At 62.8% G+C, this 20,914-nt stretch carries 20 protein-coding genes and 2 pseudogenes; 7 read left to right on the top strand and 15 right to left on the bottom strand.

Annotated features, from left to right (window positions below; all coding sequences use genetic code 11):
• From B3P22_RS11985 to B3P22_RS11970, 4 genes and pseudogenes are all read right to left on the bottom strand, one after another.
• Nucleotides 1–246, bottom strand: a pseudogene (locus B3P22_RS11985) (EamA family transporter); the annotation flags it as partial.
• Nucleotides 247–380: 134 nt separating this feature from the next.
• Nucleotides 381–773 carry a hypothetical protein gene (locus B3P22_RS11980; protein WP_296271104.1) on the bottom strand — a complete coding sequence of 131 codons (393 nt, stop codon included), beginning with the start codon at nt 771–773 and terminating at the stop codon, nt 381–383.
• Nucleotides 774–997: 224 nt separating this feature from the next.
• On the bottom strand, nt 998–1,435 hold the full coding sequence (locus tag B3P22_RS11975; protein WP_197857821.1) for a DUF695 domain-containing protein: 438 nt from the start codon (nt 1,433–1,435) through the stop codon (nt 998–1,000).
• A 103-nt stretch (nt 1,436–1,538) separates the two neighbouring features.
• Nucleotides 1,539–2,093 (bottom strand): tetratricopeptide repeat protein, encoded by a 555-nt coding sequence (locus B3P22_RS11970; protein WP_296271103.1) that lies wholly within the window; start codon nt 2,091–2,093, stop codon nt 1,539–1,541.
• Nucleotides 2,094–2,672: 579 nt separating this feature from the next.
• Between B3P22_RS11970 and B3P22_RS11965 the strand changes: the two genes are divergently transcribed.
• Nucleotides 2,673–2,882, top strand: a complete 210-nt coding sequence (locus B3P22_RS11965) for a cold-shock protein (protein WP_197857822.1) — start codon at nt 2,673–2,675, stop codon at nt 2,880–2,882.
• Nucleotides 2,883–2,990: 108 nt separating this feature from the next.
• Here the strand turns inward: B3P22_RS11965 and B3P22_RS11960 are convergent, their stop codons facing one another.
• From B3P22_RS11960 to dapE, 4 genes are all read right to left on the bottom strand, one after another.
• Nucleotides 2,991–3,572, bottom strand: coding sequence for a sugar O-acetyltransferase (locus B3P22_RS11960; RefSeq protein WP_296271102.1), 582 nt, complete (start codon nt 3,570–3,572; stop codon nt 2,991–2,993).
• Nucleotides 3,573–3,760: 188 nt separating this feature from the next.
• The gene (locus B3P22_RS11955) at nt 3,761–4,132 is read right to left on the bottom strand and encodes a hypothetical protein (protein WP_296271101.1); all 372 of its coding nucleotides are present in this window, start codon (nt 4,130–4,132) and stop codon (nt 3,761–3,763) included.
• A 4-nt stretch (nt 4,133–4,136) separates the two neighbouring features.
• Nucleotides 4,137–4,946 (bottom strand): putative RNA methyltransferase, encoded by an 810-nt coding sequence (locus B3P22_RS11950; RefSeq protein ID WP_296271100.1) that lies wholly within the window; start codon nt 4,944–4,946, stop codon nt 4,137–4,139.
• Nucleotides 4,947–5,092: 146 nt separating this feature from the next.
• Nucleotides 5,093–6,235, bottom strand: coding sequence for a succinyl-diaminopimelate desuccinylase (dapE, locus tag B3P22_RS11945; protein ID WP_296271099.1), 1,143 nt, complete (start codon nt 6,233–6,235; stop codon nt 5,093–5,095).
• Nucleotides 6,236–6,432: 197 nt separating this feature from the next.
• On the opposite strand from dapE, the gene tcdA reads away from it, so the two are divergent.
• The 3 genes from tcdA to B3P22_RS11930 all read left to right on the top strand — a co-directional run bounded on the left by tcdA (nt 6,433) and on the right by B3P22_RS11930 (nt 8,668).
• Nucleotides 6,433–7,233, top strand: a complete 801-nt coding sequence (gene tcdA / locus B3P22_RS11940) for a tRNA cyclic N6-threonylcarbamoyladenosine(37) synthase TcdA (protein ID WP_275547350.1) — start codon at nt 6,433–6,435, stop codon at nt 7,231–7,233.
• A 139-nt stretch (nt 7,234–7,372) separates the two neighbouring features.
• A complete protein-coding gene (locus B3P22_RS11935) occupies nt 7,373–8,149 on the top strand; it encodes a substrate-binding periplasmic protein (protein ID WP_296271098.1) in 777 nt (258 codons plus the stop codon).
• A 39-nt stretch (nt 8,150–8,188) separates the two neighbouring features.
• Nucleotides 8,189–8,668 carry a DUF1456 family protein gene (locus B3P22_RS11930; RefSeq protein ID WP_296271097.1) on the top strand — a complete coding sequence of 160 codons (480 nt, stop codon included), beginning with the start codon at nt 8,189–8,191 and terminating at the stop codon, nt 8,666–8,668.
• Nucleotides 8,669–8,756: 88 nt separating this feature from the next.
• On the opposite strand, the gene B3P22_RS11925 is transcribed toward B3P22_RS11930, so the two are convergent.
• The 4 genes from B3P22_RS11925 to B3P22_RS11910 all read right to left on the bottom strand — a co-directional run bounded on the left by B3P22_RS11925 (nt 8,757) and on the right by B3P22_RS11910 (nt 11,984).
• Nucleotides 8,757–9,170 carry a SufE family protein gene (locus tag B3P22_RS11925; protein WP_296271096.1) on the bottom strand — a complete coding sequence of 138 codons (414 nt, stop codon included), beginning with the start codon at nt 9,168–9,170 and terminating at the stop codon, nt 8,757–8,759.
• Nucleotides 9,171–9,285: 115 nt separating this feature from the next.
• A complete protein-coding gene (locus tag B3P22_RS11920; protein WP_275547346.1) occupies nt 9,286–10,491 on the bottom strand; it encodes an aminotransferase class V-fold PLP-dependent enzyme in 1,206 nt (401 codons plus the stop codon).
• A gap of 73 nt (nt 10,492–10,564) precedes the next feature.
• A complete protein-coding gene (gene dapD, locus B3P22_RS11915) occupies nt 10,565–11,599 on the bottom strand; it encodes a 2,3,4,5-tetrahydropyridine-2,6-dicarboxylate N-succinyltransferase (protein ID WP_013716431.1) in 1,035 nt (344 codons plus the stop codon).
• Nucleotides 11,600–11,636: 37 nt separating this feature from the next.
• Nucleotides 11,637–11,984 carry an ArsC family reductase gene (locus tag B3P22_RS11910; RefSeq protein WP_013716430.1) on the bottom strand — a complete coding sequence of 116 codons (348 nt, stop codon included), beginning with the start codon at nt 11,982–11,984 and terminating at the stop codon, nt 11,637–11,639.
• A gap of 178 nt (nt 11,985–12,162) precedes the next feature.
• Between B3P22_RS11910 and B3P22_RS11905 the strand changes: the two genes are divergently transcribed.
• Entirely contained in the window at nt 12,163–13,797 is a 1,635-nt protein-coding gene (locus tag B3P22_RS11905; protein WP_013716429.1) for a Na+/H+ antiporter, read from the top strand.
• 164 nt (nt 13,798–13,961) lie between these two features.
• Here the strand turns inward: B3P22_RS11905 and dapC are convergent, their stop codons facing one another.
• On the bottom strand, nt 13,962–15,158 hold the full coding sequence (gene dapC, locus B3P22_RS11900) for a succinyldiaminopimelate transaminase (RefSeq protein WP_275547344.1): 1,197 nt from the start codon (nt 15,156–15,158) through the stop codon (nt 13,962–13,964).
• A gap of 162 nt (nt 15,159–15,320) precedes the next feature.
• Here dapC and B3P22_RS23910 point away from each other — a divergent pair.
• Both B3P22_RS23910 and B3P22_RS23905 read left to right on the top strand, forming a co-directional pair.
• Nucleotides 15,321–16,397 (top strand): annotated as a pseudogene (locus B3P22_RS23910) (HAMP domain-containing protein); the annotation flags it as partial.
• Between the two features lie 90 nt (nt 16,398–16,487).
• Nucleotides 16,488–17,252 (top strand): methyl-accepting chemotaxis protein, encoded by a 765-nt coding sequence (locus tag B3P22_RS23905; RefSeq protein WP_419096432.1) that lies wholly within the window; start codon nt 16,488–16,490, stop codon nt 17,250–17,252.
• 38 nt (nt 17,253–17,290) lie between these two features.
• On the opposite strand, the gene B3P22_RS11890 is transcribed toward B3P22_RS23905, so the two are convergent.
• Nucleotides 17,291–19,987, bottom strand: coding sequence for a [protein-PII] uridylyltransferase (locus tag B3P22_RS11890; RefSeq protein WP_275547342.1), 2,697 nt, complete (start codon nt 19,985–19,987; stop codon nt 17,291–17,293).
• Nucleotides 19,988–20,047: 60 nt separating this feature from the next.
• Nucleotides 20,048–20,830: a type I methionyl aminopeptidase gene (map, locus tag B3P22_RS11885; protein ID WP_275547341.1), complete on the bottom strand. Its 783-nt coding sequence runs from the start codon at nt 20,828–20,830 to the stop codon at nt 20,048–20,050.
• Nucleotides 20,831–20,914: the final 84 nt, after the last annotated feature.

The raw sequence follows: 20,914 nt of genomic DNA, 5'->3' as shown, positions 1-20,914 counted from the left end.
ATACTGGTAGGCGCGAGCGAGGAAGAAGTTGTAGCCAATGTGCAGCAGCGCCGACAGCGCAATCCATGGCCAGGCCGATACCTGCGGCAGTGCTACCAGGGGCAACGCGCACAGCGCCACCAAACCGGCGCCGATCTGGATCAGGGTGGCGGTGAGAAAGCGGTCGAGGCCGATCTTCAGCAGCGCGTTCCAACCGGCATGCAGGGCGGCAGCGGCGATGACGGCGAGAAAGACCGTGGTTTCCAAGAAGGGCCTCTGGCGCAGAAATTTAGCGGTGCTGGGCGAAACGCAGCAGCATCGCTGACGACTGTGACAGCAAGAAGACTACTGGTCTTTACAGGCCGCGTCGAGGCAAGCGAATGTGCGTTGACCGCGGCGCATCAAGCGATAGCCTGTCGCCGCATACTCAGCAGATAGAGCAGGGTGAACACGATAACCAGCACGTCCAGAACCACCGCCGCAGCAGCCTTGGCCAAATATGCCTGGCCATGAACGATCAGCAGCGACACAAAGACGGCCTTGCTCAGCGCTGCAATCACGGCGCACAGCGTCCGGTGTTCTGCGTTCAATGCGCCATAGATCAACAGTACGCCCATCAGCCCGACCAGTGCCGACCAGCTGCGAATAACCAGAGATTGCAATGGCCCGTCGAAGGATACGCCGAACATCGATTGCAGCGCTTCTTGTGGCGCAAACAGACCGTAGAACATGGTGGCGGTAAGAACGCCGGACACCAACATCAGCCATTTGAAGTGACGTGCGATATAGCCCATAGCGGTTCCGACCTGTGGGAATGAGCGAGTGGAGCATAGCCCTGAAACGAAGGCATCACCTGAGATGAAGTTCCCATCGCGACATCGCATTTCAGCCGTTACCTGGCCCGTCCATCACGCTTGAATATCTCGTCGACGCCAGTCGCTCCAGGGGCCTGACCAGCAGGCCCGCTCATGTTTCGCTGAAGTCGAAATAGAGGATGTTTCGGGGCGCGCTCAGCAGGTCAGTGCACGGTGCTCATGCTCTGATGAAGCTTGGCCAGGTCGCTCCAGTCGCGGTCCTCGTAGAAATTGATCTCGATGGGGTAGACCGGGTGATCGCTCAGCGCCTCGTTGACGTTGGCCATGAACGCTTCGCGGTCGGCGATGTAATAGACGAACTCCTTCAGGCCGTTGCCGGTTGCCGTGTAGGCATCCAGATAGAGCGTGCCACTGCCGCCTATCGTCTCCAGCCCGTCTTCGAGCCGAATCATCTCCTTGTTGATCTGCGCCGACGGCAAACCGTTGTTTTCCGACGCCTCGTACTTCCAGGAAATGACCGTCAGCCAGGGCATCTTTTGCTGGATGTCCAAAGGCGGAGCGTCGGCGACGAATTTATAGATGATCGGTTTGCCTTCTACCGTTGCCTTGGCGACTGACCAGATGCGTTCTGTGGATTCCATGGAAGATGCTCCCGCTAGTAAAAACAACAGAAAGACGGCGATTCACATGATGTTCGCTCATACCCTTGAAGTGAAGCTGCGCACGACCTCCCGAGCCGGTTCGCTATAGATATTTGCGCGTCACATCCAGTTTCTTGTGGCAATCCAGTGTTTGCGTATCCTGTTCCCCCAGCTGTCTGGTGAAGATGGCACAGGCGATCTGTAGATGGTCGTTGGCCTGTCGGTACTGTCTGGCCAGGATCAGCGCCCAACCCATGTTGCCATTGGCGATGCCGATATTGAGATGTTCGGCCGAATAGTGCAGCTCGTCCACCTCCAGCGCTGTTCGAAGTGATTCGAGCCCTTTCTGGAACTGGCCGTCGAACATGTAGGCCTGGCCGAGATACGTCCAGCGGCCGCCGAGGTAGGGATCATCAGGATCGAGGTTCTGGTCGATATCCAGTGCGGTCTGGAAGTAGGCAATCGATGCCAGTAGTCCTGATTTTCCAGCAGGCGTATGCCGATCTCGTGGCTTAGAAAGGCGAGCGATTGCTTGTGCAGGTAATCGTCGGTTCTTTCCTGGTTGTAGCGCTCGATCATCCTGCCCAGCGCCTCCTCGGCCGAGGCCCAAAGGGGCAGCAGGCAGACCAGAACCAATAGCATTGCACGCATGCATCATCCTTTTGCATCGCCAAACGACCAGGCCGTCGCAAGGGGGGCGACCGTAAAACGAGGTTGCCGGTAGAACCTATTCGATTTCCAAGGGCACTGTCCATGCCGACTCGGCGCAGTGCTGCAGACCTCGCTGTCGCCTCAAGAATGGGGTTTTCTCCAAACACGAATTCCTTATTCGTGACGGCAAGGGGAAGAAGGAACGCTTCACCATGCTGCAGTGCCTACCGCAACGGCGCCATATAGGACAACGATTGCGTTTGCCGAAATGTCCGGTTTTTCGCAATGCCGAAAGGCAGCGGCATGTTCAGTGGCAGGCGAAGAAAGTTACGCGATCTACAGGCTAAAAACCGACAAAAAACGCTCTGAACAGCGCATCTGGCTACGAAAGAGTGGGCTCTAAAAAGTCCTTTTCAGTCACAATTCATGCTTTATACTCGGCCTTCGGCTCAAGCAAGAACGCGAATCGCTTGACCTGCTCCATGCTCGATTGCCGGGAGTGGCGAACGCTGAGAGAACGTTTTTACCGAGCCGTCAAAGCGCCTTCGGGGACAATAAAAACATAGCGAGTTTGGAGAAGTTGGTAATGGCAGATCGTGAGACCGGAACCGTCAAATGGTTCAATGATTCCAAGGGTTACGGGTTCATTCAACGCGAAAGCGGCGCGGATGTATTCGTTCACTACCGCGCCATCCGTGGTGATGGTCACCGCACTCTGGTCGAGGGCCAGAAGGTCGAGTTCGGCGTGACCCAGGGCCAGAAAGGCCTGCAGGCGGAAGACGTCTCCGCGCTCTGAGCTCCAGACTCCAACGAGAGGCCCGTCGATGACGGGCCTCTTCGTTTGTGCCTTTCATCCGCGGGCTGGCTTTCAGCCCGCTATCAGCATTTCCTTCGGCGCGAGGACTCAGCCCGGCAGCAGTCCGTGCGCATCGGTTATCGGCCGGATCACCCGGCACGGATTTCCGGCGGCGAGAACGCCCGGCGGAATCGAGCGATTCACCACGCTGCCGGCACCGATCACGCTGTCGTCACCAATCGTCACGCCCGGCAGAATCGATACGTCAGCCCCTATCCAGACGTTATTGCCGATGTCCACCGGCTTCGCGTACTCCAGCCCGGCATTGCGCCGCTGGGCATCCAGTGGGTGCCCGGCGGTGTAGATGCCGACGTTGGGGGCGATGAACACGTTGTCGCCCACGGTCACGCTGGCGCAATCGAGGATCACCAGGTTGACGTTGGCGTAGAAGTGCCTGCCGATGCGGATGTTGTGGCCATAGTCGCAGTGGAAGGGGCCTTCGATGACGAAGTCTTCGCCAATGCTGGCGATGATCGCCCGCAGTTGTGTCTCGCGGCTGTGCACCTCGCTCGGGCAGGTAGCGTTCAGCTTGAACAACTTGGTCTTGGCGCGCAGCCGCTGTGCGAGCAGTTCGGGGTCGTGATTGGCATCGTAGAGCAGGCCGGCTGCGGCTTTCTGGGCTTCGTTCATGGACGTCGCTCCGATCGAGGTTTTTTGCCAAGGCTTCAGCTTCGACCGGCTGACGTCGGGAAAGTGGCAGCTGCCGGGTTAGGGGGCGGCCGCCCTGCTCGGCGGAGATACGGACTAACCCGAGACGCCTGGCGGTCGGGTTGAAATTGGCGTTGCAATTGAAACGGTTGCCCTGAGTGGCCTTGCGTTCAGTCCGTGCGCCAGATGATCTCGCTTTCGCCGTCGGCATCGACCTTGATCCAGCGGTCGGCTTCTTCGTCGCTCTCGTCTTCCACCCAGGTGCCAGGGGCGCAGCGCACCTGTACGCCAAGCGCGGCATGGGCGGCGCGGGCGCAGGCCAGGTCGTCGGCCCAGGGCGTGGCGTCGCTTTCCAGGTACAGGCTGTGCCATTTGCCCACAGCTTTTGGCAGCCAGGTCACCGGCACGTCGCCGGCCTTGCACTTGAAGGTCTGGCCCTTTTGCTGCCAGTCGCTGCACGGGCCGAGGGCTTCACCCAGCCATTGCGCCACGGCGTCGCGTTCGGCGTCTTTGAGGTAGATCTCGATATCCGGTTGGCGCATGGGTTCATTCCTGAGTTTTGACGATCCAATCGTAGCGGATGGCGACGGTAACTTCGAAGGGTTCGGCGATCACCGCTTCGCGGCGTTCGGCACTGGCGCGCCAGCCGTGCGGCGTCATGGCCAGCAGGTCGGCGCGGGCTTCGGGCTGGGTCAGGTGCAGCGGAAACTGCAGGGTCTCGCTATGCGCCAGGTGCATGCCGGGCGGAATCAGCGCCAGGTGCTTCTCGTCGTCGTAGTCGCGCACCTCGTCATACAGCTTCTGCCGTAGCTCCATCAGGTGCACGCGGGTCGGGCCCATGCGCAGCAGGCCTCCTCCAGGGGCGAGCAGGCGTTTGGCCTCGCTCCAGTCTAGTGGGCTGAACACGCTGGCGAGCAGCTCGCAACTGGCATCGGCCAATGGCACGCGAGCCATGCTCGCCACCAGCCAACTCAGTTGCGGCGCGCGTTTGCAGGCGCGTTTGACCGCCTCGCGGGAAATGTCCAGAGCATAACCGTCGGCGTGGGGAAGGGCGCTGGCGATCTGCTCGGTGTAGTAGCCCTCACCGCAGCCGATATCCAGCCAGCGCGCCGGTTTGTACTCGGCCGCCAGTGCGGCCAGGCGCGCGGCCAGCGGTGCGTAGTGGCCTCCGTCGAGAAAACGTCGGCGCGCCTCGACCATGGCGGCGTTGTCGCCGGGGTCACGGCTGTTCTTGTGCTGCACCGGCAGCAGGTTGTAGTAGCCCTGCCGCGCGCGGTCGAAGCTGTGGCGGTTTTCGCAGGCCAGGCCGTTGCCGCTGTGCTCGAGCGGCGTCTGGCAGAGGGGGCAGATCAGCATGCGTAAAATCCGTGAATAGGCCGTCGCGAGCGCGCCGAGAGCAAGGCGGACGGAACGCAGCGACGAGACATATCGAATAGATAGGCGAGGAGCGAGTACCGCCCAACGCAGCTATCGGTGTGCGCAGCAGGCTTATTCATGGATTTTCATGCGAGCAGCTTGACCAGGGTCTGGTAGTAGACCTCGGTCAGCAGGTCGAGGTCGCTGGCCAGCACGCGTTCGTTGATCTGGTGGATGGTGGCGTTGACCGGGCCGAGTTCGACCACCTGCGTGCCCAGGGTGGCGATAAAGCGCCCATCGGAGGTGCCGCCGCTGGTCGACGGCGTGGTCTCGCGGCCGGTGACGCCTTTAATGCTGGCAGCCACGGCATCGAGCAGTTCGCCCGGTTGGGTGAGGAAGGGCAGGCCGGATAGCGCCCACTCCAGGTGGTAATCCAGGCCGTGCTTGTCGAGGATGGCGGTGACGCGCTGCTGCAGGCCCTCGACGGTGGATTCGGTAGAGAAGCGGAAGTTGAACACCGCCTTCAGTTCGCCGGGGATGACGTTGGTAGCGCCTGTGCCGGAATTGAGGTTGGAGACCTGAAAACTGGTCGGCGGGAAGTAATCGTTGCCATGATCCCAGTGCTCGGCGGCCAGTTCGGCCAGTGCCAGGGCAGCCAGGTGAATCGGGTTCTTCGCCAGGTGCGGGTAGGCCACGTGACCTTGTTTGCCATAGACGGTGAGAGTGCAGCCGAGCGAGCCGCGACGGCCGTTCTTCACCACGTCACCGAGCAGGGTGGTGCTCGACGGTTCGCCAACGATGCACCAGTCCAGACGCTCGCCCCGTTCGCGCAGGCGCTCGACCACCGCCTTGGTGCCGTGCTGGGCCGGGCCTTCTTCGTCGCTGGTGATCAGGAAGGTGATGGCGCCCTTGTGGTTCGGATAGTCGGCGACGAAGCGCTCCACGGCGATGATCATGCTCGCCAGGCTGCCCTTCATATCCGCTGCGCCACGGCCGCAGAGCATGCCGTCGTCATCGATGCGCACGTCGAACGGCTGATACTGCCAGGCGTCCAGTGGGCCGGTGGGCACTACGTCGGTGTGACCGGCGAAGCACAATACCGGGCCGTCACCACCGCGCCTGGCCCAGAAATTCTCCACCTCTTCGATGCGCATGGGCTCGACTTCGAAGCCGCAAGCAGCCAGGCGACGCATCATCAGTTCCTGGCAGCCTTCGTCGACCGGGGTCACGGATGGACGACGAATCAGGTCGAAGGCGAGTTCCAGGGTCGGGGAGAGGGTGGCGGTCATTACGGCTCCGGTACGGCGGCTGGCGTGAAGGTCGGCCATCTTAAAGCAAAAGTCGTTACCGATCAGGTCATCAGGCGCGCCGCGTGGCGCATTGGCTGTCATGCCGCCTGTTTCGCCAGGCGACGGTTGACCTGCATGACAGGCTTGGGTGGGCAGGGTGCTATCTCTATAATGCGCGCCGTCCAGCAGGGGGATAAATGAATACAGACGATCAGCGATTCGGCGGCATAGCCCGGCTTTACGGCCAGGAGGGCTATCAGCGCCTGGCTGCGGCGCACGTGGCGGTGGTCGGCATTGGCGGCGTGGGCTCGTGGGCGGCCGAGGCCCTGGCGCGCTCGGGGGTTGGCGAGATTTCCCTGTTCGACCTGGACGATGTCTGCATCACCAACACCAATCGCCAGGTGCATGCCGTCGAAGGGGCCGTGGGCAAGGCCAAGGTCGACGAGATGGCTGCGCGCATCCGCGCTATCAACCCGGCTTGCGTGGTACACGCCGTCGCCGATTTCGTCACCCGCGAGACCATGGCCGAGTACATCACCGAGCAGCTCGACGGGGTGATCGATTGTATCGACAGCGTGCCGGCCAAGGCCGCGCTGATCGCCTGGTGCAAGCGCCGCAAGATCCAGATCGTCACGACCGGCGGTGCGGGCGGGCAGGTCGACCCGACGCAGATTCAGGTCACCGACCTGAACAAGACCTTCAACGACCCGCTGGCGGCCAAGGTGCGCTCGATGCTGCGCCGTGACTATGGCTTTTCCCGCACGCCGGGCCGCACTTACAGCGTGCCCTGCGTGTTCTCCACCGAGCAACTGCGCTACCCCAAGCCCGATGGCACGGTGTGCCAGGCCAAGGGCTTCGTCGGTGAAGGGGTGAAACTCGACTGCGCCGGGGGCTTCGGCGCGGTGATGATGGTCACCGCCAGCTTCGGCATGGCCGCGGCGGCCAGGCTGGTGGACAAACTGGTGGCCGGGGCGCGTCGCCCGGCAGAGCGTCAGTAGCAGTGATCTTTGCGGGCGTATGGCGCCCGTTCTTTGTGTAGCACGGATGCTTCGAGCAATGTGCATGAGGTGAGTTGTGACAGATTGGTTTGGCCGTCAGGTCGTGCGTGCAGCGTGGGCAAGGATGCTCGCTGCGCTGTTGTTGAGCCTGACTGTGAGCGCCGGCACCGCACATGAAGCGCCAAAGACCCTGCGCATCGGCACCAGCGATTGGCAGCCCTATGTCGACCGGTCCCGCCTGGACGGAGGGGCCTTGGGGCGCCTGATCAGCGCCATCTTCAACGAGGCGGGTTATCGCGTCGAATTTCTCTATTACCCCTGGGATCGTAACGTGCTGATGCTGCAGCAAGGTCAGCTGGACGCGATCATGCCCTACAGTTGCACCCCTGGCCGACTCAGCTATGCCATTTGCAGCGACCCGATGGTGCGCGGCGAGATCGTCCTGTTTCACCGCGTCGATCATCCAATGGACTGGCAGAGCATCGATGATCTGAGGCGTTACCGTCTTGGCGTCACGCTCGGCTACTCCTACGGGCCGGTTTTCGATGAGGCGCTGCAGCAGGGGCGCTTGCAGGTGGAGCAGGCGCGCAACGACGACATCGGCTTTCGGCTGTTGCAACTAGGCCGGATCGATTTGCACCCGCAGGACCGGGCGGTGGGGTATGCGATGCTGCGCCGTCTGTTTCCGCTGGAACGCGGCAGCATCGTTCATCATCCGCGTCAGCTGAATACCGAGCCACTGCGCATGCTGTTTCGCAACGACGATCCCGAGAGCGCCCGGTTGCTGCGCCTGTTCAATGCCGGGTTGCGTACAATTGCCGAGCGTGGCGATCTACAGCGTCTGCAGCAGGCGCTCAATTCCGGTAACGCCGATGACTGGAAACCGGGCGCCCCGGCCGAGGCGCTGCGGAACTGAGCCGCAGCTGCCGACCTTATTCCGTCGAGAATTTTCTGCATGCTCAATAACGATGTGCTGCGCAGCCTGCGCTATCTGCTGGATGTCAGCGACGGCACGCTGGAAGCGTTCTGCCAGTTGGCGGACTATCCCGTCGAGCCGGGGCTGATCCCGGCTTGCCTGCTGCGTGAGGATGAGCCGGGTTACCGCTCCTGCAGCGATGTGCTGCTGGCTCATGTGCTCGAAGGTTTGGTGTTCCACAAGCGTGGCAAGGATGAAAGTCGGCCGCGCTTGCCGGTGGAAAAACGCCTGAGCAACAACCTGATCCTGAAGAAGCTGCGTGTGGCTTTCGAGCTGCGCGACGATGATATTCAGGCGATTCTGCAAACCGCCGATCTGCCGATGACCAAGGCCGAATTGGGCGCCTTGTTCCGCGCGCCGGGCCACAAGCACTACCGCGAGTGTGGTGACCAGATTCTGCGCAATTTTCTGCGCGGCTTGACGTTGCGAGAGCGGGGCAACGGCGACTCGCTCACCTGATCGTAAGAGCTTCGCCCGCGGCGGTGCTCCTACGCGATGGCGTGTCGGCAGTTTTCCTTTAGCAGTCGCGCCTCGCGACGAATGGGTTTTAGGCTGATCGACCCGCAAGCTCGCGTATACGTTGCAGTACGGCATTGAGGCCATTGCTGCGCGAGGGCGATAGCTGGCGCTGCAGGCCCAACTGGTTGAACCAGTCGGCTGGATCGAGCGTTGCCAACTCGGTATCGCTCAAGCCTTCGACGCGTACCAGCAGCACCGCGAGCAAACCACGCAGCAGGCGGGCATCGCTGCTGGCACGAAAGTGCAGCCGCCCGTCGCGGCGCTCGGCGACGAGCCAGACCAGGCTTTCGCAGCCATGCACCCGATTGTGTTCCTGGCGCTCTTCATCGCTGAGTGGTTCAAGGCGCTCGCCCCATTGCATCAGCAGGCGCGCGCGCTGCTCCCAGCTGGGGCAGGAAGCGAAGGCCTCGAGAGCCTGTTGGGCCTGAGCGGTCAGTGGCATGCCCTGACACTCTTCGCGGCAGCACAGGCCGAATTTTGGGAGCGGACTTGTCCGCGAATCTTGCGAATACGACATTCGCGGACAAGTCCGCTCCCACAGGGGGCGTTCGTGGTGTTCATCGAAGCAGCTCCAAAGCACTATCCAGGGCGCTGAAGAATCGCTGCAGATCTTCGCCATCGTTGTACAGGCCGAGCGAGACACGAATCGCACCACTGAGGCCCAGGCTTTTCATCAGTGGCATGGCGCAGTGGTGACCGGCCCGTACGGCGATACCCTGTTCGGTCAGCAGGTGCGCCAGGTCGGCGTTATGGATGCCGTCGACGCAGAAGCCGGCCAGCGCCAACTGCGGCTGGCCAAGCAGACGAATGCCGTCACGGGCTTGCAGACCGGCCAGCAGTTCGGCATGCAGGGCCGCTTCATGCCGGGCCATGGCCGCGTCATCCAAACCGCTCAGCCAATCCAGCGCAGCGCCCAGTGCTATCACGGCGGACACGGCCGGTGTGCCGGCCTCGAAACCGAGCGGCGCCGGGCGAAAGCGCGCGTGCTGATAGTCGGCGTCGAGCACCATCTCGCCGCCGAATTGCCAATGCCGCAGTTGGCCAAGCGCCTCGCTTCGCCCGTAAAGCAGGCCGACGCCGTCGGGGCCGTAGAGCTTGTGCGACGAGCACACGTAGAAGTCGCAGCCCAGCGCCTGCATATCATGCCGACCATGCACCGCTCCCTGGGCCCCATCCACTACAGTGAAGGTGCCTTGCGCACGCGCCAGGGCCAGCAGTTCGGGCAGCGGTTGCCAGCGACCAAGCACGTTGGACAGCTGCGAAACCGCCAGCAGGCGGGTGCGTGGGCCGATCAGTCGGGCGGCCTGATCCAGATCGATCGTCCCCGTATCATCCAGCGGCAGGATCACCAGCTCCAGATCCCGGCGCTTGGCCAGTTGCTGCCAGGGCAGCAGGTTGGCGTGGTGCTCTAGCGCGCTGATAACGATCTGCTCGCCGGGTTGCAACAGGTGCTCCAGGCCGTAGGCCAGCAGGTTCAGCGATTCGGTACTGCCGCGGGTAAAGATGATCTCCTCGGCGCTGGCCGCATTCAGCCACTGCGCAGCCTTGCTGCGTGTCGCCTCGAAGGTGCGGGTGGCGCGCTCGCCTGGCAGGTGCTGGGCACGATGCACGTTGGCAACGCCGCTGGCCAGGTAGCCGAGCAGAGCGTCCAGCACCGCCTGCGGTTTCTGCGCAGTGGCGGCGCTGTCCAGATAGGTCTGGCCTTCGGCTGCGAGAGCGAGAATGCCGGGGAAATCGGCACGCCAGGGGGAGTTGAGAGCCATGAGCTTCAAGCCGCAAGCTGCAAGTTCGAGCCGCAACGCTTGCGGCTTGTAGCTTGCAGCTTGGCGCTGCCTCTTAGTTGTGAGCGTGCAGGGCTTCGTTCAGCTCAATGGCCGACTTGTGGGTCTTGCACTCCACGGCACCGGTCAGCGAGTTGCGACGGAACAGCAGGTCTGGCTGGCCAGCCAGGTCGCGCGCCTTGACCACCTTGACCAGGGCGTTGCCCTCGTCGAGCAGGTTCACCTTGGTGCCGGCGGTGATGTACAGGCCGGCTTCCACGGTATTGCGGTCGCCCAGCGGGATACCGATGCCGGCGTTGGCGCCGATCAGGCAACCTTCGCCAACGCTGATGATGATGTTGCCGCCGCCGGACAGGGTGCCCATGGTAGAGCAGCCGCCGCCCAGGTCCGATCCCTTGCCGACGAACACGCCAGCGGAGACACGGCCTTCGATCATGCCCGGACCTTCGGTACCGCCGTTGAAGTTGACGAAACCTTCGTGCATCACGGTGGTGCCTTCGCCGATGTAGGCACCCAGGCGCACGCGAGCACTGTCGGCGATACGTACGCCAGCCGGCACCACGTAGTCGGTCATTTTCGGGAATTTATCCACCGAGAACACTTCCAGAAGCTCGCCCTTCAGGCGCGCTTCCAGCTGACGCTCGGCCAGCTCGTTCAGGTCGACAGCACCCTGGCTGGTCCAGGCGACGTTGGGCAGCAGCGGGAAGATGCCCGCCAGGCTCAGGCCGTGTGGCTTGACCAGACGATGCGACAGCAGGTGCAGCTTGAGATAGGCCTCCGGGGTGCTGGTCGGTGCAGCATCCTCAGCCAGGAAAGTGGCGACCAGCGGGTTGTGGCTTTCGGCCAGGCGGGTCAGCAGTGCCGCTTGAGCCGCGTCCACGCCTTTCAGCGCTTCAGCCAGATCGGCAGCTTGTGCAGTGCTGAAGGCGATGGCCTGGTTGCCGCCCTGATAGCCGAGCTTCTCGGCGGCCTTGGCCACCAGTTCGCTGGTCGGATTGAGCAGCGGCAGTGCATAGAAGACTTCCAGCCAGTTGCCCTGGCGGTTCTGGGTGCCAACGCCGAAGGCGATGCTGAAGAGGGAGGTGCTCATAGATGGGTTCCTTGCAACGAAATCGGGGTGAGATTGTTCAGGCCAGCGCGGCTTGGTAGTTATCCGGTTTGAAACCGACCAGGGTCTTGCCGCCCATATCGAGTACCGGGCGCTTGATCATCGACGGTTGGGCTAGCATCAGGTCGATGGCCTTGGCCTGGTCGAGGTCGGCTTTCTGTGCGTCATCGAGCTTGCGGAAAGTCGTGCCGGCGCGGTTTAGGATGGTTTCCCAGCCGTGCTCGTTGCACCACTTTTCCAGGCTGGCGCGGTCGATGCCCGCGCTCTTGTAGTCGTGAAAGGCGTAGTCGACCTTGTGCTCATCGAGCCAGGTGCGGGCCTTCTTCATGGTGTCGCAGGCTTTGATGCCGTAGAGGACGTAGCTCATTGCACTTCCTATGTTGCTGGCGCCCCACTAGGCGGGCGCGGTCTGTCTTCGAAATTTTGGCCGAGCATTATGCCATGAGCGCCGGGTAGCGTCTGCGTTGTGGCGTCGGCGGCCGGGTGGCTCGCACCAAAGGCAAGCAAGCCTCTAGAATGGGGCCTGCTCCATCGAGGTTGGTCCCATGCAACTGCTCTACACCATCCTGACCATGCTACTGGTGGTCAGTGGCACCCGTATTACCGCTCAGTTCATCCCGTTGCCGCTACCGCTGCTGCAGATATTGATCGGCGCGCTGCTGGCGATACCCGTGCTGGGGCTGCATGTGCGCCTCGAGCCTGAGCTGTTTTTGCTGCTGTTCATCCCGCCGCTGCTGTTCGTCGATGGTTGGCGAATGCCCAAGGGGCAGTTCCGCCAGTTGCGCACGCCGATCCTGTTGCTGGCCTTCGCCCTGGTGTTTTTCACCATCCTTGGCGCCGGACACTTCATTCACTGGTTGTTGCCTCAGGTGCCACTCGCTGCCTGCTTCGCGCTGGCCGCCGTGTTGTCGCCGACCGACGCCGTGGCGGTGTCGGCGATCACCCATGGGCGCCTGCCGAGCACCTTGAACAATTTGCTGCAGGGCGAGGCGCTGATGAACGACGCCTCGGGCCTGGTGGCGTTCAAATTCGCCGTGGCAGCGACCCTGACCGGGGTGTTCTCGATTACCGACGCTGGTGTGCAATTCGTGCTGGTGGCCTTCGGTGGCCTGGCCGTTGGTGTGGCCCTGAGCTACCTGCTGGGGCGTTTGCGCGCCTGGATGATCGCCCGTGGCTGGGAAGACCCAGCACCGCACGTACTGTTGCTGTTGTTGCTGCCATTCGCCGCCTATGTCGCCGCCGAGCATCTGGGGCTGTCCGGTATTCTTTCCGCAGTGGCGGCAGGGATGATGCAGAGCCGCCTCGATCTGCTGCCCAGGCAGACCTCCACGCGCCTGCTCAATCGCAGCGTCTGGACCTTACTGGAGTTCACATTCAACGGCCTGATCTTCCTGCTGCTCGGCTTGCAGTTGCCTGACATTCTCGATGCCGCGCTGGGCATGCATGAGGCGCCCTGGCTGTTCGCCCTCGAGGCGCTAGGCATGGTGGTGGCGATCTACGCGATTCTGATGCTGCTGCGTTTCGTCTGGGTCTACGGCTACTGGCGGGTTTCCGGGGCGGTGCGCCGCCTGCGTGGCGAGCCGACGCGTTTCGCCGGGCAGTCCCGTATCGCGCTGAGCGCAGTGCTGACCCTGGGCGGCGTGCGTGGGGCGGTAACCCTGGCTGGCGTGATGTCGCTGCCGTTGCTGCTCAACAGTGGCCAGGCGTTTCCCCAGCGTGATCTGCTGATTCTGCTCGCCGCCGGGGTGATCCTGCTCTCGCTGCTGGTGGCCAGTGTGGCTTTACCGCGGATATTGCCGCGCCTGCCTCAGGACAATGCGGCCTTGCGCGAGCGTGAACTCAATCGTCATCGTGCAGTGATACTGGAGTCGGCGATTCGCTACCTGGAATCCGAGGACGAGCGCGCGGCCAATGCCGAGGGCGCGATTTCCTCGGCGGAGGTCAAGGCCCGGCTGATGAGCGAATACCGCGACCTGCTCGAGCGTGCCCGCGACGGCGAGGAGTCGCGGGAGCAGCAGCGCGAAGTGGATCGTCTGGAGTACCGCCTGCGTCTGCAGGCACTGCGCACTCAGCGGCTGGAGCTGTACCGCATGCGTAAGGACAACGAGCTGGATGACGACATGCTGACCGAAATTCTGCGCGATCTGGATATCGCCGAGGCGCGTCTACACAATAGCTGAGGCGCCCGCGTTCATTCGTAGGGCGGATTCAGGCGCGAAGCGAACAATCCGCCGGGCCCTGCCTCGGCAGCGGGCAGGGGGCGGGTTGCACCCGCCCTACGGGCTCAGGCCCTCCGTATGCCAGGTTCCTGGGGGAGGGGCTTTAGCCACGACTATAGAGGGCTTCAGGCGCCGCGAATGAAGCGGGCGATGCGCTCGGCGGCCTCGATGCATTCTGCCAGGGGCGCGACCAGCGCCATGCGCACGCGTCCGGCACCCGGATTGACGCCATCGACCTCGCGCGACAGATACGAGCCCGGCACCACGGTCACGTGTTCGCTGGCGAACAGGTCGCGGGTGAACAGGGTGTCGTCACCCGGCGTGCGAGCCCACAGGTAGAAACCGCCGTCCGGGCGCTGAACGTCCATTACCGGGGCCAGAATTTTCAGCACCGCATCGAACTTCTCACGATACAGATCACGGTTGGCACGCACATGCGCCTCGTCGTTCCAGGCCGCTACGCTGGCCAGCTGGGTCTGCACCGGCATGGCACAGCCATGGTAGGTGCGGTACAGCAGGAAATCCTTGAGGATCCCGGCGTCGCCGGCGACGAAGCCGGAGCGCAGGCCCGGCAGGTTGGAGCGCTTGGACAGGCTATGGAACACCACGCAGCGTTTGAAATCGCTGCGGCCCAGCTCGGCGCAGGCGCTGAGCAGGCCCGGAGGCGGAGTATCTTCGTCGAAGTACAGTTCGCTGTAGCACTCGTCGGCGGCGATGACGAAGTCGTGTTCATCAGCCAGGGCGATCAGTTTTTTCAGAGTCTCGACCGGGATCAGCGCGCCGGTGGGATTGCCGGGCGAGCAGAGGAACAGGATCTGGCAGCGTTGCCAGACCTCTGCCGGCACTGCCTCGAAATCCGGGTTGAAGCCGTGAGCTTCCAGGCACGGCAGATAGTGCGGCTCGGCACCGGCAAGGAACGCGGCGCCTTCGTAGATCTGATAGAACGGATTGGGGCTGACTACCAGGCCCCTGGCATCGCGGTCGACCACCGTCTGGGTGAAGGCGAACAGCGCCTCGCGCGTACCGTTGACCGGCAGCACGTGGCGCGCGGCATCCAGCCAGCCTGCCGGCACGCCGAAACGGCGTTCGCACCAGTTGGCAATGCTCTGGCGCAGTTCGGGCAGGCCCAGGGTGGTCGGATACACAGCCAGCTTGTCGAGGTTGGCGGTCAGGGCCTGGCCGACGAAGTCCGGTGAGCGGTGCTTGGGCTCGCCGATCGACAGGGCGATCGGCGAGCGGTCGGCGGCAGGTTGCACGCCGGCAAGCAGGGCGCGGAGCTTTTCGAACGGGTAGGGCTGCAACTGGGCGAGGGCGTGGTTCATGATGATCCGACGGGTCCTTTATGAGGCGGCGACAAAGCTGGCGACACTAGCACGGCAGGCCCTTTGGGGAAATTCCCTTTGTCCGTCCGTTTTCCATCCGTTTAGGTCGCCAAACCGATGCCTGTGTAGCTCAAGACGGCACACGCTCAGCCGATAATCCTCATGTCACCCGTTCATCCCTTCTTCCGGCGAGTTCTCTCCATGCGCACCCTCAAATTCAGTCACAAGATCATGCTGGCTGCTTCCCTGGTGGTCATCGCGGCTTTCGCGTCATTTGCCTTGTATAACGATTACCTGCAACGCAATGCGATCCGCGACAATCTGTCCAACTATCTGAACGACGTCGGAATCGTCTCCACTGGCAACATCCAGCACTGGCTCGATGGGCGCATGCAGTTGCTGGATAACCTCGCCGAATCTGTCCAGGACGACAGCTCGCCCGAACCACTGCGCCGCAACCTGCAGCATCGCAGCATCGCATCGGCCTTCCTTTATGCCTATTTCGGCCAGGCTGACGGCACCTATACCCAGTTCCCGGCCAGCGAGTTGCCTGCCGGTTACGATCCTCGTCAGCGTCCCTGGTACAAGAGTGCGGTGGGCAGCGGCGGGCCAGGCCTTACCGAGCCTTACCTGGCGGCCGATCCGCGTGACGGTCTGCTGATCACCATCACCCGACCGGTCAGCGTTGGCGGTGCCCTGCAGGGTGTGGTCGGCGGCGACCTGAAATTGCAGACGGTTGATGACATCCTCAATTCCTTCGATCTCGGCGGCATGGGCTACGCCTTCCTGGTCGACGAGAAGGGCACGGTGCTGGTGCATCCCGACAAGAGCCTGGTGCTCAAGACCCTGGCGGACCTATTCCCCAGCGGTGCACCACGTCTGCAACCTGGCCTGCAGGATGCTTCGTCCATCGAGGGTAGCGCTCGTCTGGTCACCTTCCTGCCAGTGAAGGGGCTGTCGGGCGTGCGCTGGTACGTCGGTTTATCCGTCGATGAGGGCAAGGCGTTCGCCGCGCTCAGCGAGTTTCGCGTGTCTGCGCTGATGGTCACGATCATCGGCGTGGTTGCCATCCTGATCCTGCTTGGTGCGCTGATCCGTATCCTGCTGCGTCCGCTGCACGTGATGAGCCACGCCATGGGCGGCATCGCCGAAGGTGAGGGGGATCTGACCCAGCGCCTGACGATCGCCTCCGGCGACGAGTTCGGTGAGTTGGCGGGGGCCTTCAACCGCTTCGTCGAGCGTATTCACGAATCCATCCGCGAAGTGGCCTCCGCGACCCGCGAGGTGCATGCACGGGTCAGCACCGTGGTGCAGGCGTCCAATGCCTCCATGGGTAACTCCAGTGAACAGGCCGCGCGCACCGACAGCGTCGCCGCCGCGATCAACGAGCTCGGTGCAGCCGCCCAGGAGATCGCGCGCAATGCTGCCGATGCTTCCGTGCAGGCCAGTGATGCGCGCCGTGACGCCGAGGAAGGCCAGGGCATGGTGGAACGGACCCTGAGTTCGATGGGGGAGCTGTCGGAGAAGATCCAGGCTTCCGGTCGGCATATCGAACTGCTCAGCGAGAAGAGCAACGACATCGGCCAGATTCTCGATGTGATCAAGGGCATTTCCGAGCAGACCAACCTGCTGGCGCTCAACGCCGCCATCGAGGCGGCGCGTGCCGGTGAGGCCGGGCGAGGTTTTGCCGTGGTCGCCGATGAGGTGCGCAACCTGGCGCAGCGCACGCAGAGCTCGGCGCTGGAGATCCAGCAGATGATCGAGCAACTGCAGGCTGGAGCCCGTGACGCCGTGGCGACCATGGCCGAGAGTCGTCGCTTCAGTGACGACAGTGTGCGCATCGGTGGGCAGGCCGGCGAGAACCTGCGCGGGGTGACCCATCGCATCGGTGAAATCGACGGCATGAACCAGTCAGTGGCCACCGCCACCGAGGAGCAGACCTCGGTGATCGAGAGCCTGAACATGGACATCACCGAGATCAACACGCTGAACCAGGATGGCGTGCGCAACCTGCAGTCCAGCCTCAGCGCCTGTACCGAGCTGGATCAGCAGGTCCGCCGCCTCAAGCAACTGGTGGACAGCTTCAGGATCTGACTCCGGTCCAGGGTGCGGCGCCCGCCGCATCCAGCTGCTCAGAAGGTGATCTGCGTCGTGCTCGGGGCACTTGGCTCGGCGAGCTTGGCGATGATCGCTTCCTGCAGGCGCGCGCAGAACTCGGGGTCGGACAGCGGCTGGCCTTTGTCGTCGGTAATGAAGAATACGTCTTCGACGCGCTCGCCGAGGGTGGCGATTTTGGCGTTCTGCAGCGACAGATCGTATTCGAGGAAGATGCGTCCGATCCGTGCCAGCAGGCCGGGGCGGTCCGGGGCGGTCAGCTCGAGGATGGTCACCGGCCGCTGCGCGTCGTTATGAATGGTCACCTGCGGGGCGAAGGCGAAGTGCTTGAGCTGGCGCGGTACCCGGCGCTGGATGATGGTCGGGTAGTCGTCGGGGTTCTTCAGTGCTTCGATCAGGCCGGCGCGGATCTGCTGGATTCGCGCCGGGTTGTCGCCGATCGAGCCACCGTCGGCATCCAGCACGACATACGTATCCAGGGTGAACTGGCTGGTGGAAGTGATGATCCGCGCGTCATGAATGTTCAGGTTGAGCTGGCTCATCGCCGCCACGGTCACGGCGAAGAAGTCATGCTGGTCCGGTGCGTAGATGAAGATCTGCGTACCGCCCTCGAATTCGCGCTGGGTGGTTTCCTTCATCAGTACCAGCGGGCCGCCATCGTTGGGATGCTGGAGAATGGCATCGGTATGCCAGGCCACGTCGCTGGCGGTGTGGCGCAGAAAGTAGTCGTCGCCGAGCTGGCTCCATAGCTGCTCGGCGTCGTCCGGGTCGGTACCGCCGCGCACCAGGATGTCCAGGGCGGCGCTCTGCGTCTGGCGAATCTGTTCTTCGCGATCCAGCGGGTTTTCCAGGCCGCGGCGCAGGGCGCGCTTGGTCTCGGTGTAGAGCTGACGCAGCAGGCTGGCGCGCCAGGAATTCCACAGGCTGGGGTTGGTGGCGTTGATGTCGGCCACGGTCAGCACGTAGAGGTAATCCAGGTGCGTCTGGTCGCCAACGAACTGGGCGAAATCGTGGATCACCTGCGGGTCGGAGAGGTCCTTGCGTTGCGCGGTGGTGGACATCACCAGGTGATGCTGCACCAGCCAGACGATCAGTGCGCCGTCCCAGGCCGGTAGATGATGGCGGCGGGCGAAGGCTTCGGCATCCACCGCGCCGAGTTCGGAGTGATCGCCGCCGCGGCCCTTGCCGATATCGTGGTAGAGGCCGGCGAGGTAGATCAGCTCCGGCTTGGGCAGCTTTTCGATCAGCTTGCTGGCCAGCGGAAATTTCTCCGCCAGCTCCGGCCAGCGGAACTTGCGCAGGTGCTTGATCAAATTGAGAGTGTGCGCATCGACCGTATAGATGTGGAACAGGTCGTGCTGCATCTGCCCGACGATATGGCCGAACTCCGGCAGGTAGCGGCCGAGAATGCCGTAGCGGTTCATCCGCCGCAGGTTGCGGTGAATACCTTCCTTGCACTTGAACAGTTCGATGAACAGGCTGGTGTTGCGAATGTCCTTGCGGAACTCGTCATCGATCAGGTGGCGGCTGTCACGTAGCAGGCGGATGCTGTCGGCGCGTACGCCCTTGATCTCCGGGTGCTGCGCCATCAGCACGAAGATTTCGATGATGGCGAACGGCGTGCGTTTGAAGACGTTCGGGTGGGTGACCTCGATGTAGCGGTCGCGCACTTGGAAGCGACTGTTCAAGGGCGTTGCCGGGCCACTTTCGCCGGCACGCAGGATGACTTCCTCGAAGTGCTGGTTGATCAGATCCGACAGTTCGGAGATGGCCATCACCACGCGGTAGTACTTCTGCATGAAGTGTTCGATGCTGCGCTTGCCGTCGCCGTCCTGATAGCCGAACAGAGCGGCGATCTTCGCCTGGTAATCGAACAGCAGGCGGTCTTCGGCGCGCCCGGCCAGCATGTGCAGGGCGTAGCGCACCTTCCACAGGAACTCCTGGCTGGAGGAGAGCAGGGCGTATTCGCTCTCCAGCAGAAAGCCCTGGCCGACCAGGGCTTGCAGATTGAGGGTGTCGAACTGGCGGCGGGCCACCCACAACACGGTCTGGATGTCGCGCAGGCCGCCGGGCGAGCCCTTGACGTTGGGCTCGAGGTTGTATTCGGTGTCGTTGTACTTGGCGTGGCGCGCTCTGCGCTCGTCGCGCTTGGCCTGGTAGAAGTGCTTGCTCGGCCACATCTGCTCTGTGCTGGTGACCTGCTGCATGCGCTGGCGCAGGCGTTCCGGGCCAGCAATGGTGCGGCTTTCCATCAGGTTGGTGATCACCGTCAGGTCGGCGCGCGCTTCTTCGGCGCATTCATCCACCGAGCGCACGCTCTGGCCGACTTCCAGGCCAATATCCCAAAGCAGGGTGAGGAAGCCTTCGATGGGCTCGCGGAACACCTCGTGATCGTCGCTGCCGAGCAGGATCAGCAGGTCGATATCCGAGTAGGGGTGCAGTTCGCCGCGGCCGTAACCACCGACGGCGAGCAGGGCGATATCGGCGTCCTCGCTCCAGGCGAAGCGCTTCCATGCCTCCTGCAGGATCTGGTCGACGAACCAGGCGCGATCCTCGACCAGGCGGCGAATGTCGCGACCCTCGCGAAAGCGCGCATCAAGGACTTCACGCGCGCTGCGGATGGCCTTCTTGAATGCAGCGATGGGGCTGGACTTGAGCGCCAGCTCGGCCTGGAACTGACCTCGGTCAAACAGTTCGGGGTCCATCTGCGGCATGCAATTGCCTTCCTTTATATAGGGCATAGGGTGCGACTTGCGCACCGTTGCGGTTGTGTTTCAGGCGGACGTGCGCGGCAGAGTGTCGTCACTGCGCAGGGTCAGGATCTCGTAGCCATCGGCGGTGACCAGCACGGTATGTTCCCACTGTGCGGAAAGCTTGCGGTCCTTGGTGATCGCAGTCCAGCCGTCGCCGAGCAGGCGGGTTTCCGCGCGACCCTGGTTGATCATCGGTTCGATGGTGAAGGTCATGCCTTCCTTGAGCTCCATACCGGTGCCGGCCTTGCCGTAGTGCAGCACCTGCGGCTCCTCATGGAACACGGCGCCGATGCCATGGCCGCAGTATTCGCGGACCACGGAGAAACCGTTCTTCTCGGCATGCTTCTGGATCACTTCGCCAATATCGCCCAGGCGTGCGCCCGGCTTGACCAGTTCGATGCCTTTATACATGCATTCCTGAGTGACCTTGGCCAGACGCTCGGCCCATTCGGCGACCTTGCCGACCATGAACATCTTGCTGGTATCGCCGTGGTAGCCATCCTTGATCACGGTGATGTCGATGTTCAGTACGTCGCCATCCTTCAACGGCTTGTCGTTGGGAATGCCATGGCACACCACGTGGTTGATCGAGGTGCAGATCGACTTTGGGAAGCCCTTGTAGTTGAGCGGGGCGGGGATGGCCTGCTGTACGTTGACGATATAGTCGTGGCAGAGGCGGTCCAGCTCTTCGGTGGTCACGCCCGGCTTGACGTGCTCGCCGATCATCTCCAGCACTTCGGCGGCCAGGCGGCCGGCCACGCGCATTTTCTCGATTTCTTCGGCGGATTTGATGGTGACGGTCATATGAAGCTCTCGGGCGCGTACGGAAAAGGGGAGTATCTTAGCAGCTACGAGGCGCAAGCCCCAAAAAGGCAGCTGCAAGCCTCA

The organism is Pseudomonas sp. UBA6323 (assembly GCF_002439135.1).
Lineage (GTDB): Bacteria > Pseudomonadota > Gammaproteobacteria > Pseudomonadales > Pseudomonadaceae > Aquipseudomonas.
Note: the sequence above shows the minus strand (reverse complement) of the source record. Positions and strands in the feature narration are given on the sequence as shown.

Coding starts and splice junctions, on each gene's coding strand:
- B3P22_RS11950 (WP_296271100.1), bottom strand. CDS start 4,946: ATGCTGATCTGCCCCCTCTGCCAGACGCCGCTCGAGCACAGCGGCAAC.
- dapC (WP_275547344.1), bottom strand. CDS start 15,158: ATGAACCACGCCCTCGCCCAGTTGCAGCCCTACCCGTTCGAAAAGCTC.
- B3P22_RS11960 (WP_296271102.1), bottom strand. CDS start 3,572: ATGAACGAAGCCCAGAAAGCCGCAGCCGGCCTGCTCTACGATGCCAAT.
- B3P22_RS11920 (WP_275547346.1), bottom strand. CDS start 10,491: ATGGCTCTCAACTCCCCCTGGCGTGCCGATTTCCCCGGCATTCTCGCT.
- B3P22_RS11910 (WP_013716430.1), bottom strand. CDS start 11,984: ATGAGCTACGTCCTCTACGGCATCAAAGCCTGCGACACCATGAAGAAG.
- B3P22_RS11905 (WP_013716429.1), top strand. CDS start 12,163: ATGCAACTGCTCTACACCATCCTGACCATGCTACTGGTGGTCAGTGGC.
- B3P22_RS11980 (WP_296271104.1), bottom strand. CDS start 773: ATGGGCTATATCGCACGTCACTTCAAATGGCTGATGTTGGTGTCCGGC.
- B3P22_RS11890 (WP_275547342.1), bottom strand. CDS start 19,987: ATGCCGCAGATGGACCCCGAACTGTTTGACCGAGGTCAGTTCCAGGCC.
- B3P22_RS23905 (WP_419096432.1), top strand. CDS start 16,488: ATGGGTAACTCCAGTGAACAGGCCGCGCGCACCGACAGCGTCGCCGCC.
- B3P22_RS11925 (WP_296271096.1), bottom strand. CDS start 9,170: ATGCCACTGACCGCTCAGGCCCAACAGGCTCTCGAGGCCTTCGCTTCC.
- B3P22_RS11930 (WP_296271097.1), top strand. CDS start 8,189: ATGCTCAATAACGATGTGCTGCGCAGCCTGCGCTATCTGCTGGATGTC.
- B3P22_RS11975 (WP_197857821.1), bottom strand. CDS start 1,435: ATGGAATCCACAGAACGCATCTGGTCAGTCGCCAAGGCAACGGTAGAA.
- B3P22_RS11965 (WP_197857822.1), top strand. CDS start 2,673: ATGGCAGATCGTGAGACCGGAACCGTCAAATGGTTCAATGATTCCAAG.
- dapD (WP_013716431.1), bottom strand. CDS start 11,599: ATGAGCACCTCCCTCTTCAGCATCGCCTTCGGCGTTGGCACCCAGAAC.
- dapE (WP_296271099.1), bottom strand. CDS start 6,235: ATGACCGCCACCCTCTCCCCGACCCTGGAACTCGCCTTCGACCTGATT.
- B3P22_RS11970 (WP_296271103.1), bottom strand. CDS start 2,093: ATGATGCATGCGTGCAATGCTATTGGTTCTGGTCTGCCTGCTGCCCCT.
- B3P22_RS11955 (WP_296271101.1), bottom strand. CDS start 4,132: ATGCGCCAACCGGATATCGAGATCTACCTCAAAGACGCCGAACGCGAC.
- map (WP_275547341.1), bottom strand. CDS start 20,830: ATGACCGTCACCATCAAATCCGCCGAAGAAATCGAGAAAATGCGCGTG.
- tcdA (WP_275547350.1), top strand. CDS start 6,433: ATGAATACAGACGATCAGCGATTCGGCGGCATAGCCCGGCTTTACGGC.